This is a genomic window from Burkholderia sp. Bmkn7 (genome assembly GCF_041103175.1).
GTDB classification, from domain to species: Bacteria; Pseudomonadota; Gammaproteobacteria; order Burkholderiales; family Burkholderiaceae; genus Burkholderia; species Burkholderia cepacia.
Genome location: NZ_JBGCUH010000003.1, coordinates 621,002 through 636,813 on the forward strand (window position 1 = coordinate 621,002; position 15,812 = coordinate 636,813).

The window sequence follows — 15,812 nt, forward strand, 5'->3', positions numbered from 1 at the left end:
GTCAGTCGATCGGAATCAGCAGGGTAGCGGTGACGCCATGCGCGGCGGCGGTGTTCGTTTCGACGCAGACTCGGCCACGCTCGCCGTGCAGCGTCCGGATGCGCGCCGCGACGTTGGCGAGCCCGACGCCGCCATGCAGGCGCGTGTCGCTTTTGCCGAGGCCGACGCCCGTATCGATCACGTTGAGTTCGAGTTTGTCGCCACGCATCCTGCCGCGAATCACGATCACGCCGCCGTCGATGGACGGCTCGATCCCGTGCAGCAGTGCATTCTCGACGAGCGGTTGCAGCAGCAGCGGCGAGAACGGCAGCGCGTGCAGGTCCGCCGGCACGTCGATCGTATAAGAAAGCCGCTCGCCGAGCCGGATCGATGCGATCTTCAGCAGTGCTTCAACGAGTTCGAGTTCCTCGCCGAGCGTGGACGTCGCATCGCGCGTGCGCCGCAGGCTCGCGCGCAGGTAGCGGTTCAGGCTGTCGAGCATCGTCGAGGCGCGAGTCGGGTCGCGCTCGATCAGGCTCTGCACGTTCGCGAGCGTATTGAACAGGAAGTGCGGCTCGATCTGCGCCTGCAGCAGTGCGAGTCGCGCGGCCGTCTCGGCCTGGCGCGCTTCGGCGGCTTCGCGGCGCTCGGTCTCGAGCGTCGCACGCATGCGCATCGATTGCAGGAACAACGATACGCACACGAACAGGATCGCCGAGATGAGCAACGACGGCCCATAGTTGTCCCATGTTCCGAGGCGGGCGCGCCCGAACACGTGCGGCACGTTCCCGCGGATGATCGCTGCCGATATCTCGAAACCGATGAGCACGCTGGCCGGTGCAATCACGACGGTCTTCAGCGCGAGCCCCGGCTTGCGCGGCAGCAGCCGGTCGGCGGCGTGGCTGAACAGCAGCGCGCAGAAGCCGATCGTGTTGGCGACGACGAGGTAGGGCAACAGCGGTTCGTTGAAATGGATCGCCCAGAACCCGAGGCCGACGACCGAGTTGAAGCACGCGAACGCAAGCAGCGCGGCCGGATCGCGCAGCAGCCGCGGCGGGGCGCCGGCGAGTGGCTGCGGAATCGGCGACGGGTCGGACGTGGCGCGCATGGTGTCGGGTGAAGGTGGGCGCGCGATGCGCCGATGGCCTGACCTTACTGCCGGACGGGCCGATAACGCGCGCGCTGCGACGAACGGCGCGCGGCTTCGACGAAGCGCTTCGGTTGCCGACGGTTGGCCGGTTTCCGCCACGAGTGTAGTGGAAGGTGCTGCAGAAGGACACGGGGTGTAGCCGGTTGCGCGTCGAGCACGATGAGTCGGCTGGCGCGGGAGGGGGGCATTCAGCTCGGACGTCGCCGGCGGCCGGATTCGGTGGCGCGTCATTCGTCCCGATTCGCCGGACGATCATCGCCGCGACGCGCAACTCGTCCGCAAATTCCGGCCGCCCGTCGCAAGCGGTGCCGTCTGCCTGAGCGGCGCAGTACGGTGTTGCCGTGTCCACTCCGATCAGGCGACTTCAACCATGTCCGCGCTCCTTCACCTGAAGCCTTACGTGTACGTCATGTTCTGCGTGCTGCTCTACATCGGCATCAAGCGCTGTTTCCCGCGAGAGGTGCCGGCGGCACGACCGCTGATCTCGCCGATCGCGTTCGGGATGCTCGGCATCGTCAGCCTGAACGGGCTTTTTCCGCATGCCGGCATCGACGCGAACGCGATTGCGCTGGCGGCCGTCCTGGGCGGCGCAGCGCTGGGCTGGCTGCACGCGAGCCGGTGGCGGCTCGAGTATCGTCCGGCGTCGTCGGGCCTGCGCGTGCGCTTGCCCGGCGACGCCAGCCTGCTCGTCACGCTGATGCTGACGTTCGTCGCCGAGACCGGCATCCATTACGCGGTCGCCGTGCACGCGCCGTGGGCGGCGACGAGCGGCTTCGTGATGCTGTCGTTCGCGGTATGGGGCGTGCTCGTCGGGATGACGCTCGGGCGCGCGGTGAACGTGGTCGTGCGCTGCATGCGCCACGCGAGCGGATCGGCAAGCGGCGGGTTCCCGTATTCGGTCGACCCCCGATGAAGGGCGCGAAACAACCGGCGCGCAGAAAACCGCCGGCCGAGCATGCGATCCGTCTTCGTCAATTGGATCGGCATCGAATCGACGCGGCATGTAACGCGCGCTGTCTTGCGCCCTGTTTTCCTGTCATGGTCGCGTCATGGTGCGCCCATAACGTTGCACGTTCCCGTCGCGGCGGCATCGCCGGAACCGCGGCGTGCGCAAGCAACCCCCCTAGCGACGACGTGCCCGCGTCGCAGGCAGGCCTGCCGGGATCTCGCTCCCGGCGGCGCGGCGGTCATGCCACGCGCCATTACATTCGAAAATACGATCGACGCCGGTTCGAACCGGATCGCGGACGATCAGGAGACAGGGACCATGCTGAGCCCGCATGAATTCTCGATGCTGTTGCGTGTTGCACGTGCGCCGGACAGCGTCGATCCGTCGAATCCGGCTTTTGCCGTGCTGGTCGAGAAGCGGCTGGTCGATGATACGCAGATGCGCATGAACGCCGTGGCCGCGCGCCCGGCGCTGACACCGGTGGGCCAGATGCTGCTGGCGCGCTTCGACGAAGCGGCTTGAGGGGAGGCGTCACGCATTCACCGAAGCGAATGGCGTGACGCGTTCAAGCGCCTGGTCGCTTACTGCGCGACCGGCACGGTCACATCGCTGCCGAACCAGTGCATCGAGATCTTCTTCAGCGTGCCGTCCTTGTGCAGTGAGTCGAGCGCGTCGTTGATCGCCTTCTCGAACTTCGGGTTGCCCTTGCGGAACGGGATCGCCATTTCCTGCTTGCCGCCGTTCAGCACTGCGCCCGCGCGCAGCGGCAGGTTCGACGTCTTGATCATGTACGGCAGCATCAGGCGGTCGTCGAGCGTCGCCTCGATCCGGCCGGCGGCGAGGTCGCGCAGTTTCTCCGGCGCGCCCGGATACGTCTGCACCTCGATGCCCGGCACGGTGCGCGCCATCTGGTCGTAGTTGGTGCCGAGCGTCACGCCGAGCTTCTTGCCCCTGAAATCGTCGAGCGACTTGAAGTTGCGCGTGTCGTCCTTGCGCTGGATCAGCTGGGCGGCCGAGTACGTGTACGGCTCGCTGAAGTCGAGCGCTTCCTTGCGCTGCGGCGTGATCGTGACCTGGTTGACGATCACGTCGAACTTGCCGGCCTGCAGGCCGGCGATGATGCCGCTCCATTCGGTCGGGATGAACTGCGTCTTCACGCCGAGCTTGCCGGCGACCGCGTTCGCGACGTCGACGTCGAAACCCTCGAGCTGGCCGGACGTGCCGCGCGAGTTGAACGGCGGATACGTGCCCTCGAGGCCGACGCGCAGCACGCCGGCTTTCTTGACCGAGTCGAGCAGGTCTTCGGCGTGCGCGGCGACGGCCGTGAAGCCGAGGGCCGACGCGAGCAGCAGGCCCGACAGCAGGAACTTCGAACGTTTCATCGCAGATCTCCAGAGGTCAATGTCGTGTGGTGAGCGCCGGGTATCGGTCGAACCCGGGGGCGGCCGGAATACGGGCATGTAGACACTACTCGCAACCGCGCCGCGCCGGAAGTCGAATTGGCCCTGATTGAAATCGATTTCAGCAGGGCGGGGGCGGCCGGCCGCGTGATTGGCGTGTGGGAGGCGTCGTACAAGGCGTGGGGAGTCGCGCAAGAAGTTGTTGCGCGGGTATCGCGAGTGACGGGCGAAATCACTCGAAATTCACTCAGATTTCAGGGTCAGCAAATTGATGATGAAAGTGGATTGCACGGAGTTGGACGCCTGGACGCGGATTGGCTGGCCTGCTGCAAGCCGTTCGTTGATCGTCGACCGGTTCAGCGTCCCGGGCACCGGTTGCTTGATCAGTGCCGGGTCAAGGTTCAAGCCGTCGTGCCCGGTTCAATCGTCACTTCTTCCTTGCGTTTGCGTGGCATAAAAGTGGTTCCTTGGCTCTCGGTTTATGACTCACACAAAAGATCGGATCAGCTCCTGCCCGTCGGTCTGGATAGACGGCCTTGTTGCCGACTACGCCGTCGTCGCTGATCTCGATCCGCAGTGAGTCGAAAAAAATAGTCGCATGCATACATCGCGAAGAAATTGGAACGCTTTCATTCCAATGAGTGAATTTTCATTTTTAAGCCGATGTGTCGCCGCGGGTCTCGCCGTCGCGTGGTCGATAATTATTATGGGAAAAATTACGAGGCAAAAGAAAATCGCCTGCGGTGAAGTCAAGACGTGGATCAGGAAAGTCATCGATTCGCTAAAATTGCGAATGGGAAACGACAATCGGATGAGACATGGGCCGGATACTGTGTAAATCGCATGGCGCAACCGGGGTGATACATGTTTCAAGCGATATCGGCGCCGACATGAAAACGGACGCGAGGCGCTTGAAGATTCTCCGTTACGACATCGACTGGCTGGGAGACGGACTCGCCGACATTTCGTACTTTGTTTCGACCGAGGTCGCGAAACAGTTCGGTTTGCCGGAGCCTGGTGATGCGCCGTTTGGATCCGATTTCGAGGATCAGCATGCGGCAGTCTTCGACGGGCTCGTTGTTGTTTGCGACAAGTGTTTTGGCGAGTATCAGAGCAGAGCTGTTTGACCGGTTGGGCTCATCATGTACTGGTCATGTGGCGAAGCGAGCCTACGGATGGGGAGTCGATATCGAAGCCGACAAGGCGACGTGGCGTCGGACACGTTAACTGGCCGACAGCGCCGAGCCTCGAAGTATTGCCATCGAAGTGCTGCGGATTCCGGGTACCCGCCTGAAGCCGGAACTTAGCGCCGTCGGTCTCCTCGATCCGCAGTGAGTCGAAGAGCAATACCTGATGCATCGCGTCAAGCGGACGGTTCTGCCAACTCAGCGCTTTGGCGATCCCCCTTCAGTAACCGTGTCGATGAGGTCGGGTGATACATCGATGCCATAGTGCTCGGCTAGAGACCTCTGGACCTCACGTACACTCATGTCGCATGCATACATCGCGAAGAAATTGGAACGCTTTTATTCCAATGAGTGAATTTTCATTTTTAAGCCTATGTGTTGCCGTGGGTCTCGCCGTCGCGTGGTCGATAATTTTTATCGGAAAAATTACGAGGCAAAAGAAAATCGCCTGGGGTGATGTCAAGACGTGGATCAGGAACGTTGTCGATTCGCTCTTTGGGATGGGGTAGCGCGACAAGCGTGCCGACCACGTGCCGCAGGTCGTCGGCTTCACACGCCTCGCTGAACCTGATGGTCGCGATCCTGCGTTGCGAGCGCACATCTTTGAGATATATGACGACTCACTACCCATCCCTCGAAGCGGCTTTTCGGGATCGTCCGATCCGGATTGCGGACTGGGGATACTTCGAATGCCGGGAGACAGACTTGACTGCATCGGGTGTCGAATTCTTCGACGATGTGGAAGACCCGGGGCATTGTCGGCGCGCAGCGTTCACGGGAAGCGGTGGGTGCCTCGTCGTGCTGACCGTTTATGGCGATCCCAAATTCAATGAAGTCGTGTTCGCGCCCGATGCGAAAATTGCAGGGAAAATCGATTTGCTGAACCCGCTGCCGGAGCCATTCCATCGATGGGTCGACATGTTCGAGGTCGTTTATTTCGGCCAACCGGTCTAAGTGGCAGGCCGCAGCGGGCAGCCAACATGTTGTTCAATCGCCCCGGCAAAAAATGGTGGCAGGTTTCGCCTCCCGCATCATTGGCATAATCACGACCTTTTGCGGCATCATGCGCGAGCGCTGATGTCCGATTCCGTGATGCCGACGAACAACGTACGCGCTTTGCAGCGCCCACGTGAATTCATCGAAGCAATCGCACGTGCATGTCACGACGCCGTGCCATCCGCGCCTCCAAACGTTACTCCCACCCCTACAACCCATGCTCGCAACAACCGACCTGACGACCACAGTCAGCCTGAAGCAGATCCTCGAAACGCCCGGCGACTTCTCTGGTTGGCTCCATCTGCCGCCGAAGCCGTGGACGCTCGATACAGAGGGCGCATTCTCGGCAGACGCGCAACATGCCGAAGACGATGCATCGTCCTCGATCGCGCTGCAACCCGGCTGGAGCATCACGCTGAACAGTGCGACGATCGAAGATATCGTGATCAACGCCCACGACCAAATCGACGAACCGAGCGTTTCGCAGTTGCTCGACGCATTCGTCTTTTACGTAGAGAACGATGAATTCATCCTGTTCTGACGACGTGGTTTGCCACACGTCGTCATGAAGTCCTGGCGGGACATCCTGATTGCAGCCAATCCGCTCGTTCGATTTCTCGAGGAGGATGCATTTTGGGCACCGCCTATCTCGGCCGTCCAGCGGCCCATTACGTTGTCCGGGATGCGATGGTCGCAAGTCGTTTAGCGACCGATGACTCCATCGACGATTTCGGTGAATTCAAGTGCCGGCATGCGGCTGACAGAGAGACGCGAGACCGCTATCGTTCGCAATTGATTCGACAAGGCGCCATGTCGCCGGGAGGCACGATGCACAATCGGGATCTGAAGCAGTTCCTCGTCGAAATTCGCGACACTGTGGGCGTGCACGCAAGCATCGGCGCACCTGCGCCCGATCATGCAATGCACGCGAGTTCCCTCTCCGTGAGCGATGAAATTGCCGCATGGTTCAGCGCACTCGACGATGTCGATCTGTCGATTCCCTGGACCGCTGACGACCTCCTGTTGTACGGCAACCAGGCGAGTCTCGCGCGTGGCCAGACCGGCTATCGTGTCGACGCATCTGGCCGGCGTCTGTCCGGATGGCACGACGACTGGATCGTGCTGGGTCAGATGGGCGGCGATCCCGTGATCGTCGTCCCGGGAGGCGATGTGCTGTTCGACCGCCACGGCGCGGGCTCCTGGGCACCATCGCGCGTTGCGTCATCCCTCACGCACTTCGCCCACGCGCTGTGTATCTGGTGCGAGTTGTACGTTGGAAAGTACTCACGCGATATCTTCGACGACACGTATGAAATCCGCCCGGCATTCCTTGCTGAAGTCCGGGCGCGGATAGACGAGGCGCTGCCCGATGCGGAAGCGGTGGTGTTCGTGGAGATGGTCGGCGGGTGAGTGCGGGCGAGCAGTCTCGAGCAATGCGCAGGCCAATCCGCAAGCAGCCCCGGGTGACAGAAGTGATTGACTGAAACACGGTCTTACTTACGGCGAGAACGACATGCTTGACCCCGACCAGGATGACGACCTGATCCACGTCTACGCAGGTAGCTCCGGAGATGCACCGGTTCATGAAGAACTTCCCGCGCGTCAGATCGAGCCGGGCATCTACGAATTGCTGGCATCGCCCGGCCTGGCGCTGAATCTCGCGAAAAGCGATCTTGTCCGCATCGATGACCCCGATCGTCCTGCCACGGTACTGAAGCGCGGCGGAAACTACTGCATCCAGATCTATGGCGACGCGATTCCGGATCACGAGATCGACCGGCTTGCGAGCGAGGTCGAATCCGAACTGGGCGGTACGCTCGACGGTTGTTACGGCGGATCGCTCGCGCTATCGGTGCCGTCCGGTGCGGGAGGCGAGCGAATCCGTACTGTCTTCGACGGCTTCACGGCAAGAACCGGCCTTGCCTGGTACTACGCGAACATCTACCGGAACTTCGAGGATCCGGACGACGAAACGCTGCTCGACTGGTGGCTCGAGCCGTGACGCGCAAAATCGAACACGTGTACGTCGGAGATACCGACAGGAAGATCAACCGATGACCCGCACACCGACCATCGGCACGACCGTGGCCGAAATCGAAGCAGCCGAAGCGTCACTCGGCCGCGCGTTGCCGCATTCGTTCGCGACATGGCTGCTGCTCAACAACGGCAGGTCGCTTGGCGGAGTGTCCGTGTTCCCCGTCTTCGATGCGCGCAATCCTCGCAAGACCTGGAATTCGATCGTTCGGCACTACAGCGAGGGCTGGCGCGCGTGGCGAGACAACTTCGACCACACGGGTGCCGATTTCTCGAATCTGTTGCCGTTTGCCGAGTTCGGGACGGGTGACTACTACTGCTTCGACTACGACCGGACAGAGGCATCGTGCGAGCCGGCCGTCGTCCTTTGGTCGCACGAGACGGGCGAGACGACGCCGGTATCCGACAGTTTCACGGCTTTTCTGTCGATGCAGGACGGCATGGAGGGGAGCGGGAAATGAACCTGACGGATGATCCGGCCGGGTTGCGTGAACGCCAGGAGGCCGTGTGTGCGCGCTACGCTCTGCGTGCTGCCGAACCCGGGCACAAGGTTGCGGTCGCGATAGCGACGCTCGGGCGGATGCCAGTCTATGGCACGCGCATCGTGCTGTCGGAAGGCGATGACATCGGCTGGTTTTTCCACTGCGGCGAATATTCAGAGGCGCCCGACTTCTACCAGCCGCTGCACGCCGCACATCTGCCCACCTACCTGCCGCTGGTCTTGCCCTATTTGATGCTGCCGCCCGGCGCGCGTTTCATCATCGACGACGCCGGCTACGAAGACGTCTGGATGGATCTCCCCGGCAAGGAGGCGTCGCGGTGAGTGCGCGGCAGACCTTTCGCAAGGCGCTGATGCTGCTCGATCATGGCATGACGGATCGGGGCGAAGCCGTGCTGCATCTTGCGCTGACCGGGGCCGAGCGGGAGGGCGATCGCGTTGTACTCGCCCAGTCGCTCGTCGCGCTGGGCGACCTGATGTGCGAGACGTCGCGCAGTGGATCGGCGCGTCCGTTCCTGGAGCGGGCGCTTGCGGCGGCACGAGACCTCGATGCCGGCCTGCTGGCGTGCGAGCGTGGCAGGGCCGAACGATTGCTGGCGCGTATCGAATGCGAGCGCATCGGATTGCAGATTCGCGGCCCGGAAGATTTCAAGAACAGGACGTTCACGCTTGCCGACTTCATCGCGGTTGTGCGCGCGAAGGCCGAACGGCCGGAGGGCTACGATCCGGCGTGGCAATACGATGTGTACGGAAATGACGGCGATACAGACTGGTGTCCGCGGCAGACGATCTATATCGGCGACAAGGTACAGGTCGACGACGACGATCGCGAGCGCTACCCCGAGCGGGTCACCGAGCTCGGTTACGTATTCCGCTACTCGTGCGAGCACTTCCAGGACGTCGTCGATCTGGCCTGTCGTCAGAAACCGGGCGCATCGATCGACGACCTCGTCCGCTGTCTCAACCACTTCGATCGCCACGACGACTTCCTCGATCTGGATTCGAACGGCGAGTAGCCGCGAGCACGACGAACGGGACGTCGCAACAAAAAAGGACCGCCGGGGCGGTCCTTTCTCATCGTGAAGCGAGGCAGAGAAGCCTCCGCTCCTCAAGGCAGCGAAATCGTCAAATTGGCCGATTCCGGCCCGACCTTGATGACCTGCGAATAAGGCGCCAACGCCTGCAGCGTCTTGTCCTTCAGATACGTATTGAGCCCGAGATACCCGAGCAGCGCCACCAGCGCAAAAACCGCACCGATCGCCCAAACCGGCACTTCGCGTTTGAGTCGATGCGCGATCTGATCCGGCAACGGCCAATGCGGCGCGAACGGCGCCCGCTTGCCCTTCATATGCGCGATCTCGTCCCCCAGCCGCGCGGTGAGGTAAGCCAGCTTCTCCGGCCCTTCGAGCAGATACTTGCCCTGGAACCCGAGCAGCAGGCACATATGAAACACCTCGAGCGACTGCAGCCGCGCCGCACCCTGCGCGCGGCACTCCTCGAGATACTGAAAGAACTTTTCGCCCGCGAGCTGCTCGCCGAACAGCACGAGCTGCAGCGGCCGGCGTTCCCAGTCCGCACGGATCTTGAACTGCGACGACAGCACCATCTCGTCGATGGCCGCGCAGAACGCGAACTTCGCGCCGTACACATCCTCGGCCGCGATATTCAGCTTCTTCGCGCCACGCTCGAAATCCGACAGGAATTCCTGGATCCGCGTGCTGAACTCGCTCGCGCTATCCGGCTCCCGCCTGTTCTTGAGCAGGAACAGCATGAAGAACCCGTCGTACAGCAGGTCGAGCAGCGAACGGGCCTGGAACGAGGCATCCGTCGACGCCGGGGTATGCAGGGGAGGCGGCGCGTTGTCGCCGAACAGGGAAGGCGCGTAGCTCATGATGTGACCGCGATCAGTTCGAACTTCAGGTCATTGATGCCAGTCGGCGCGTAGATCATCGCGGACTGGGCCTGCAGCATGCGCTCGTACAGCGCGCCGCGCGAATCGAGCGCGAAGTAGCAGGCGCCGGGGCGCACCGGAATCGCGGGCGGCACCTGCGGCGTGTACGACAGCCGCACGCCGGGCATCGCCGACAGCACGAGCTTGTCGACGTCATCGGGCGCACCGACCTTGAAGCGGGCCGGCACCGCATCGACGAGCTCGACGCTCGGCATGTCCGCGGACACCGCGAGGTAGAACTCGGTCTTGTCGTCGATCTTGCCGGAATCGAGGCGGCCGAGGTGGAACGACGGGCGCACCTCGTCGAGCGTGATCGCGAAGTAGCGCGTCGAGATCACGGTGTCGAGCAGCTCGCGCAGCATCAGGTCGAGACGCGCAAAGCTCGGGCCCGGATCGTCGTGGCGGTACACCGGCAGGTCCGCGAGCGTGTAGCCCTTCGAGAACGTCATCAGCTGGCCCGCGAGGCGCAGCAGTTCCTGGAACAGCCGCTCGGGATGCAGCGCCGAGTGCTGGTGCAGGTGCGCGAGCGTCGCGAACGCGGCGTTCGCGGTGTGCAGCAGCCAGAACGACGCGATGTCGCCCGAGCGGAATTCGATGATGTTCTTCGACGGCTCGCGGTGAAAGCCGTACAGCGCGTTCACCTTCGCCTGCAGCGCATCGACGAGCTGGCGCAGCCGCTGGTGCAGGATCGGCGATGCGTCGATCGCGAGGCACGGCGGCACGAAGCTGTCGTCGATCTCGAAACCGGACGTCGCGGTGCGGCGCACGCGTACGAGCGGCACCGACAGCAGCTGGTCGCGCGGTTCGCTGTGCGCGATCAGCTTGACCTGCGTCTTCAGGAACGTGATGTCGGCTTCGGCTGCGTCGGTGAAGTTGTCGCCGACGCTGGTCTGCTCGCTGACGAAACGCGTCATGAAGCCGGCGGCCGGATCGTCGCTGTAGTTGGTGCCGTTCTCGCGCAGCGGGTGCAGCGCGAGATAGAACACGAATTCGTTGATGCCGTCAGGCAGCGTGTCCAGCGCGATCGGCGGCGGCAGGTCGTCGGCCTGCGGCGCGGCGTACAGCGCGCCGTCCGGGAACACGAGCGCGAGCTCGGCCACCCGCAGCACGTTGCTGCCGAGTGCGTCGCGGTCGATGCGCACCGAGCGCACGCCCCAGTTGTACGGCTGGATCGCCTGGATCGATTCGAACAGGCGCGCTTCGTGGTACGCGTCCTGTCGCTGAAAGTGTTGAGGCCGGAGGAACAGCCCTTCCCCCCACAGCACCTTGGCCGAATAACTCATGTCAAATCCGGTTAATGTCGCGTTGCGATGTAATCGATTCGTTCGTGCCCGAATTAAATCGCCAATTGTTAACTCTTGTTAATTGACATTCGTGCGTCATGTTTAACCGCAGGAGACCGAAGAAAGCAAATTCAGCGGTTGCGAAGGCGCACCCTGTTGCGGTGCGATGACGGTGCCATCGGTGACCGTCATCGCGCAATTATGCAGGCCGATGATTATGCCGGATTTCTCCGACTTCACCGGATCGAACGTCAGTTTCCATCGTTGTAGTGCGGGATCGCGGAACAGCGCGACGATGCCGAACGCTTGCGCTTCGCGCGAAACCTTCTCGGTCGCCGTATAGCGCTGGCCCGGAATCAGCGTGATTTCACGCACGTTCAGCAAATCCGCGCCCAGCGCGGCTTTTTCCTTGGTCGGATCCGTAAATGCGTCGAACGGCGCCTGCTGGAACGACGTCGGGTCCTTCAGCGCATAGAGCCGCACGACGAGCGCGAGCGGCTTGTTGTCGGTCGCGGCGTTCAGGTTCGGCGCCGCGGCGAGCGTGATGCCGAGGTTGCGCGGCGGCTTCTGCGCGTCGGGCACCTCGGGCTTGCCGATGCCGGCCGCGGACATCACGGCGCTCGCGGCCGAGCCGAGCAGCGGGGCGGCCGCGCATCCGGCCAGAAGGGCGCAGGCAAGCAGCGGCAGCGCATAGCGAATCATCAACGATCTCATCGTATTTCCGGCGTGCTGCCTTTATCCCTGTCAAATCTGCCGGGTATTTCCGCGCGCGTTGCGTATCCCCGACATTGCACTGTTCAACTATTAAGCACGCCCGCGTCGTGGCGAGCGCCCGGAAATTTTTTCCGCCGCCCCGGCGGCGCGTCGTGCAACCAGTAAAACTTGCCCATTCCGGCCGAAAGAAAAATCGCTGCGAGCCCGCGGCGAGCGGCCATTGGAGGGGGTAGCGCCCGGTTTTAAAAGGAATTACTCTTCACACGACGATTGAATTATGAAAAATTGATCGGTACTATACCCGCGCGCTTCTTGCAAAGCAAAAGAACCAGATTCTCAACGATTTAAAACTCACGCGCCGGTGGATATAACGATGAAAGACCGTCTCTTCGCAAAACTGTCTGGGGTAGTAGTGGCTTGCGGCGTGATCGCCGGCTGTGCGAGCCAGCCTCCCGCGCCGCCGACTGCAGAGGTGTTCAACAAGTCGCTGGCGGATGCGGACGCAGTTGCGAAGGCGGGGGACCAGGACAAGGCCCTCGGCCTGTATCAGCAGCTCGCGAAGTCGGATCCGACGCGCGAGGAGCCGTGGTCGCGCATTGCGCAAATCCAGTTCGCACAGAACCACTACGGTCAGGCAATCGTTGCCGCGCAGGAAGCGCTGCAGCGCGACGCGACCGACCGTCAGGCGAAGAGCGTGCTGGCCGTGGCCGGCCTGCGGATCGCGACGCAGTCGCTCGGCGAGCTGCGTCAGGATTCGTCGCTCGCGGGCGACGCGAAGTCCGATGCGCAGGCGCTCGCGAAGCAACTGCGCGACACGCTGGGCGAATCGGCGTTGTTCCCGCCGGAGACGACTGCCCGCCCCAGCGGCCGAATCAAGAGGACCCGCACGGTCGTGCACAAGAAAGGCACGACGCCGGCCGCCGAAACCACCGCTACGGTGCCGCCGGCGAACACGTCGTCGGGCGGCGCCGCGCCGAAGGGCGGCGATCCGTTCGGCGCACTGCGCAACTGAAACCGCAACTGACGCGATAACCACAACTAACCTGGGAGCCGTCGAGATGGCCAAGAAAGAAAGCATTCAGAAAAGCTTGCAGAAAATACGGCCGCCGCGCGTCCAGCTGACCTATGAGGTCGAGAAGGGCGATGCGATCGAGGTGAAGGAACTGCCGTTCGTCGTCGGGGTCGTCGGCGATCTGGCGGGCCAGTCCGAAATCGAGCAGCCGAAGCTGCGCGACCGCAAGTTCGTCAACATCGACCGCGACAATTTCGACGACGTGATGAAGGCGATCGAGCCGCGTGCCGCGTTCCAGGTGGAAAACCGCCTGAGCCCGGAAGGCGGCAAGTTCGCGGTCGACCTGAAGTTCCGCTCGCTGTCGGATTTCAGCCCGGACGAAGTCGTCGAACAGGTCGAGCCGCTGCGCCGCCTGCTCGAGGCGCGCTCGAAGCTCGCCGACCTGCGCAACAAGCTCGCCGGCAACGACAAGCTCGAGGATCTGCTGTCCGAGGTGCTGAAGAACACGCAGCAGCTGCAGGAGCTCGCGAAGGGCACCGGCGGCGACAAAGACGGCGAATGACGACGGAGTGTTGAGATGAACCAGCAAACGGCTGCGGCCCAAGCGAGCGGCGCGGAATACGCCGCCGGGACTTCGCTGCTCGACGACATCGTCGAGAAGAGCAAGGTCGCGAAATCCGATTCCGAGCATGCACGTGCGAAGGACCTGATCGGCGAACTCGTGCACCAGGTGCTCGACGGCACGGTGATCGTGTCGGACAACCTGTCGGCCACGATCGACGCGCGCGTCGCGGAACTCGACCGCCTGATTTCCACGCAGCTTTCCGCGGTGATGCACGCGCCGGAATTCCAGCGCCTCGAAAGCACGTGGCGCGGGATGGACTATCTGGTCAAGGAAAGCAATACCGGCCAGACGATCAAGATCAAGGCGCTGCACGCTCCGAAGCGCGACCTCGTGCGCGACTTCAAGGGCGCGAGCGAATTCGACCAGAGCGCGTTGTTCAAGAAGGTCTACGAAGAGGAATTCGGCACGTTCGGCGGCTCGCCGTTCGGTGCGCTGATCGGCGATTACGAGATCTCGCGCCAGCCGGAGGACATGTACTTCATCGAGCAGATGTCGCACGTCGCGGCAGCCGCGCATGCGCCGTTCATCGCGTCGGCGTCGCCCGAGCTGCTCGGCCTCGAGTCGTTCTCCGACCTCGGCAAGCCGCGTGATCTCGGCAAGGTGTTCGATACGGTCGAATATGCGAAGTGGAAGTCGTTCCGCGACGCCGAGGATTCGCGCTACGTCGGCCTGACGCTGCCGCGCTTCCTCGGTCGCCTGCCGTTCAATCCGAAGGACGGCCAGACCGCGGAGAACTTCAACTTCGTCGAAGACGTCGACGGCACCGACCACGACAAGTACCTGTGGTGCAACGCCGCGTGGGCGTTCGCTGCACGCCTGACGGCTGCATTCGACGACTTCGGCTGGTGCGCGGCGATCCGCGGCGTCGAAGGCGGCGGCCTCGTCGAGGACCTGCCGACCCACACGTTCAAGACCGACGACGGTGAAGTCGCGCTGAAGTGCCCGACCGAAATCGCGATCACCGATCGCCGCGAGAAGGAACTGAGCGACCTCGGCTTCATCCCGCTCGTTCATTGCAAGAACTCGGATTACGCTGCGTTTTTCGCTGCGCAATCGGTGCAGAAACCGAAAAAATACAGCACCGACAGCGCGAATGCGAACGCCGTCCTGTCCGCCCAGCTTCAGTACATCTTCTCGGTGTCGCGCGTGGCGCACTACCTGAAGGCGATGATGCGGGACAAGATCGGCAGCTTCGCATCGGCGCAGAACGTAGAGACTTTCCTCAACCGGTGGATTTCGCAGTACGTCCTGCTCGACGACAACGCGTCGCAGGAACAGAAGGCGCAATTCCCGCTGCGCGAGGCATCCATACAAGTGTCGGAGATTCCGGGCAAGCCGGGCTCGTATCGTTCGGTCGCGTTCCTGCGCCCGCACTTTCAGCTCGACGAACTCTCGATTTCTCTGCGACTTGTCGCTGATCTGCCCAAACCGGCAAATTCATAAGCGAGTAAATCGCCCGGGCGGGCCGCCTGGGTAGGACGTTAAAACCACCTCTTTGGGGAGTCGAAGGGCCATGTTACATATGCACTTGCAGTTTGGTAGTCCCGCGGTGAAGGGCGAGTCCGCGGACAAGGACCACCAGGGCTGGATCGAACTGAAATCGTGGGATCACTCGATCGTTCAGCCGCGTTCGGCAACCGCATCGACCGCTGGCGGTCACACGATGACGCGTTGCGAGCACGGCGACATGATTTTCACGAAGGAAATCGATTCGTCGAGCCCGCTGCTGTACCAACACGCTTCGGGCGGTACCACGTTCGACGAGGTGACGGTTCATTTCTCGCGCGCTGACGGTGAAGGCAAGCGCGTGCAGTATCTGGAAGTCAAGCTCAAGTACGTGATCATCTCGAGCATCGCCCCGAGCGTTCGCGAGGAAGGTCTGCCGCTCGAGACGTTCTCGCTGAAGTACGCAGCCGTGCAGTGGAAGCAAACCCAGCAGAAGATCGGCGGCAACCAGGGCGGCAACACGCAAGGCGCCTGGAGTCTGACGAAGAACGACAAGACCTACGCGGTCTAAGGTCGGTTGCGGCAGC

The 15,812-nt window shown here is 62.6% G+C and carries 19 protein-coding genes and 1 pseudogene; 14 read left to right on the top strand and 6 right to left on the bottom strand.

The genetic code is table 11. From position 1 onward, the window contains the following. Position 1: 1 nt before the first annotated feature. Positions 2 to 1,087: a sensor histidine kinase gene (locus tag AB3K92_RS24345; RefSeq protein ID WP_369465991.1), complete on the bottom strand. Its 1,086-nt coding sequence runs from the start codon at positions 1,085 to 1,087 to the stop codon at positions 2 to 4. Between the two features lie 358 nt (positions 1,088 to 1,445). Between AB3K92_RS24345 and AB3K92_RS24350 the strand changes: the two genes are divergently transcribed. Beyond that, positions 1,446 to 2,042 carry a DUF6622 family protein gene (locus tag AB3K92_RS24350; protein WP_306415731.1) on the top strand — a complete coding sequence of 199 codons (597 nt, stop codon included), beginning with the start codon at positions 1,446 to 1,448 and terminating at the stop codon, positions 2,040 to 2,042. Positions 2,043 to 2,396: 354 nt separating this feature from the next. Next, a complete protein-coding gene (locus tag AB3K92_RS24355; RefSeq protein WP_027788527.1) occupies positions 2,397 to 2,600 on the top strand; it encodes a hypothetical protein in 204 nt (67 codons plus the stop codon). Positions 2,601 to 2,659: 59 nt separating this feature from the next. On the opposite strand, the gene AB3K92_RS24360 is transcribed toward AB3K92_RS24355, so the two are convergent. Beyond that, the gene (locus AB3K92_RS24360; RefSeq protein WP_369465993.1) at positions 2,660 to 3,460 is read right to left on the bottom strand and encodes a transporter substrate-binding domain-containing protein; all 801 of its coding nucleotides are present in this window, start codon (positions 3,458 to 3,460) and stop codon (positions 2,660 to 2,662) included. A gap of 342 nt (positions 3,461 to 3,802) precedes the next feature. Next, positions 3,803 to 3,933, bottom strand: a pseudogene (locus AB3K92_RS24365) (IS256 family transposase); the annotation flags it as partial. 363 nt (positions 3,934 to 4,296) lie between these two features. Between AB3K92_RS24365 and AB3K92_RS24370 the strand changes: the two are divergent. The 8 genes from AB3K92_RS24370 (at position 4,297) to AB3K92_RS24405 (ending at position 9,210) form a co-directional block, all read left to right on the top strand. Then, positions 4,297 to 4,605, top strand: a complete 309-nt coding sequence (locus AB3K92_RS24370) for a hypothetical protein (protein ID WP_059486524.1) — start codon at positions 4,297 to 4,299, stop codon at positions 4,603 to 4,605. A 672-nt stretch (positions 4,606 to 5,277) separates the two neighbouring features. Further along, positions 5,278 to 5,619, top strand: coding sequence for a hypothetical protein (locus AB3K92_RS24375; protein ID WP_369465994.1), 342 nt, complete (start codon positions 5,278 to 5,280; stop codon positions 5,617 to 5,619). 259 nt (positions 5,620 to 5,878) lie between these two features. Beyond that, on the top strand, positions 5,879 to 6,202 hold the full coding sequence (locus AB3K92_RS24380; RefSeq protein WP_059486522.1) for a hypothetical protein: 324 nt from the start codon (positions 5,879 to 5,881) through the stop codon (positions 6,200 to 6,202). Between the two features lie 92 nt (positions 6,203 to 6,294). Then, positions 6,295 to 7,071, top strand: coding sequence for a hypothetical protein (locus AB3K92_RS24385; protein WP_369465996.1), 777 nt, complete (start codon positions 6,295 to 6,297; stop codon positions 7,069 to 7,071). 103 nt (positions 7,072 to 7,174) lie between these two features. Continuing rightward, a complete protein-coding gene (locus AB3K92_RS24390) occupies positions 7,175 to 7,663 on the top strand; it encodes a DUF4265 domain-containing protein (protein ID WP_369465997.1) in 489 nt (162 codons plus the stop codon). Between the two features lie 52 nt (positions 7,664 to 7,715). Continuing rightward, on the top strand, positions 7,716 to 8,156 hold the full coding sequence (locus AB3K92_RS24395) for an SMI1/KNR4 family protein (protein WP_060070288.1): 441 nt from the start codon (positions 7,716 to 7,718) through the stop codon (positions 8,154 to 8,156). Next, positions 8,153 to 8,518 carry a hypothetical protein gene (locus tag AB3K92_RS24400; protein ID WP_369465998.1) on the top strand — a complete coding sequence of 122 codons (366 nt, stop codon included), beginning with the start codon at positions 8,153 to 8,155 and terminating at the stop codon, positions 8,516 to 8,518. Before AB3K92_RS24395 ends, AB3K92_RS24400 begins: the two co-directional genes overlap by 4 nt. After that, the gene (locus AB3K92_RS24405) at positions 8,515 to 9,210 is read left to right on the top strand and encodes a hypothetical protein (protein WP_369465999.1); all 696 of its coding nucleotides are present in this window, start codon (positions 8,515 to 8,517) and stop codon (positions 9,208 to 9,210) included. Before AB3K92_RS24400 ends, AB3K92_RS24405 begins: the two co-directional genes overlap by 4 nt. Positions 9,211 to 9,302: 92 nt before the next feature. On the opposite strand, the gene icmH is transcribed toward AB3K92_RS24405, so the two are convergent. The 3 genes from icmH to tssJ form a co-directional block, all read right to left on the bottom strand. Beyond that, complete coding sequence (icmH, locus tag AB3K92_RS24410) at positions 9,303 to 10,085, bottom strand: type IVB secretion system protein IcmH/DotU (protein ID WP_021161821.1); 783 nt, start codon at positions 10,083 to 10,085, stop codon at positions 9,303 to 9,305. Beyond that, the gene (gene tssK / locus AB3K92_RS24415; protein WP_011350756.1) at positions 10,082 to 11,428 is read right to left on the bottom strand and encodes a type VI secretion system baseplate subunit TssK; all 1,347 of its coding nucleotides are present in this window, start codon (positions 11,426 to 11,428) and stop codon (positions 10,082 to 10,084) included. The genes icmH and tssK overlap by 4 nt, the downstream gene beginning before the upstream one ends. Before the next feature lie 102 nt (positions 11,429 to 11,530). Further along, positions 11,531 to 12,142 (bottom strand): type VI secretion system lipoprotein TssJ, encoded by a 612-nt coding sequence (gene tssJ / locus AB3K92_RS24420; RefSeq protein WP_059677145.1) that lies wholly within the window; start codon positions 12,140 to 12,142, stop codon positions 11,531 to 11,533. A 373-nt stretch (positions 12,143 to 12,515) separates the two neighbouring features. On the opposite strand from tssJ, the gene AB3K92_RS24425 reads away from it, so the two are divergent. The 4 genes from AB3K92_RS24425 to AB3K92_RS24440 all read left to right on the top strand — a co-directional run bounded on the left by AB3K92_RS24425 (position 12,516) and on the right by AB3K92_RS24440 (position 15,796). After that, positions 12,516 to 13,154 carry a M48 family metallopeptidase gene (locus AB3K92_RS24425; protein WP_042976611.1) on the top strand — a complete coding sequence of 213 codons (639 nt, stop codon included), beginning with the start codon at positions 12,516 to 12,518 and terminating at the stop codon, positions 13,152 to 13,154. 46 nt (positions 13,155 to 13,200) lie between these two features. Further along, positions 13,201 to 13,716 carry a type VI secretion system contractile sheath small subunit gene (tssB, locus tag AB3K92_RS24430; RefSeq protein WP_006484395.1) on the top strand — a complete coding sequence of 172 codons (516 nt, stop codon included), beginning with the start codon at positions 13,201 to 13,203 and terminating at the stop codon, positions 13,714 to 13,716. Positions 13,717 to 13,731: 15 nt separating this feature from the next. After that, complete coding sequence (gene tssC / locus AB3K92_RS24435; protein WP_006477094.1) at positions 13,732 to 15,222, top strand: type VI secretion system contractile sheath large subunit; 1,491 nt, start codon at positions 13,732 to 13,734, stop codon at positions 15,220 to 15,222. A gap of 70 nt (positions 15,223 to 15,292) precedes the next feature. Further along, positions 15,293 to 15,796 (top strand): type VI secretion system tube protein Hcp, encoded by a 504-nt coding sequence (locus tag AB3K92_RS24440; protein ID WP_006477093.1) that lies wholly within the window; start codon positions 15,293 to 15,295, stop codon positions 15,794 to 15,796. The last annotated feature ends 16 nt before the right edge of the window (positions 15,797 to 15,812 follow it).

What these genes read in the sequence shown, in the direction of transcription:
- AB3K92_RS24345 (WP_369465991.1), bottom strand. Translation starts at nt 1,087, where the DNA reads ATGCGCGCCACGTCCGACCCGTCGCCGATTCCGCAGCCACTCGCCGGC.
- AB3K92_RS24355 (WP_027788527.1), top strand. Translation starts at nt 2,397, where the DNA reads ATGCTGAGCCCGCATGAATTCTCGATGCTGTTGCGTGTTGCACGTGCG.
- AB3K92_RS24360 (WP_369465993.1), bottom strand. Translation starts at nt 3,460, where the DNA reads ATGAAACGTTCGAAGTTCCTGCTGTCGGGCCTGCTGCTCGCGTCGGCC.
- AB3K92_RS24370 (WP_059486524.1), top strand. Translation starts at nt 4,297, where the DNA reads ATGGGCCGGATACTGTGTAAATCGCATGGCGCAACCGGGGTGATACAT.
- AB3K92_RS24375 (WP_369465994.1), top strand. Translation starts at nt 5,278, where the DNA reads ATGACGACTCACTACCCATCCCTCGAAGCGGCTTTTCGGGATCGTCCG.
- AB3K92_RS24380 (WP_059486522.1), top strand. Translation starts at nt 5,879, where the DNA reads ATGCTCGCAACAACCGACCTGACGACCACAGTCAGCCTGAAGCAGATC.
- AB3K92_RS24390 (WP_369465997.1), top strand. Translation starts at nt 7,175, where the DNA reads ATGCTTGACCCCGACCAGGATGACGACCTGATCCACGTCTACGCAGGT.
- AB3K92_RS24395 (WP_060070288.1), top strand. Translation starts at nt 7,716, where the DNA reads ATGACCCGCACACCGACCATCGGCACGACCGTGGCCGAAATCGAAGCA.
- AB3K92_RS24400 (WP_369465998.1), top strand. Translation starts at nt 8,153, where the DNA reads ATGAACCTGACGGATGATCCGGCCGGGTTGCGTGAACGCCAGGAGGCC.
- icmH (WP_021161821.1), bottom strand. Translation starts at nt 10,085, where the DNA reads ATGAGCTACGCGCCTTCCCTGTTCGGCGACAACGCGCCGCCTCCCCTG.
- tssK (WP_011350756.1), bottom strand. Translation starts at nt 11,428, where the DNA reads ATGAGTTATTCGGCCAAGGTGCTGTGGGGGGAAGGGCTGTTCCTCCGG.
- tssJ (WP_059677145.1), bottom strand. Translation starts at nt 12,142, where the DNA reads ATGAGATCGTTGATGATTCGCTATGCGCTGCCGCTGCTTGCCTGCGCC.
- AB3K92_RS24425 (WP_042976611.1), top strand. Translation starts at nt 12,516, where the DNA reads ATGAAAGACCGTCTCTTCGCAAAACTGTCTGGGGTAGTAGTGGCTTGC.
- tssB (WP_006484395.1), top strand. Translation starts at nt 13,201, where the DNA reads ATGGCCAAGAAAGAAAGCATTCAGAAAAGCTTGCAGAAAATACGGCCG.
- tssC (WP_006477094.1), top strand. Translation starts at nt 13,732, where the DNA reads ATGAACCAGCAAACGGCTGCGGCCCAAGCGAGCGGCGCGGAATACGCC.
- AB3K92_RS24440 (WP_006477093.1), top strand. Translation starts at nt 15,293, where the DNA reads ATGTTACATATGCACTTGCAGTTTGGTAGTCCCGCGGTGAAGGGCGAG.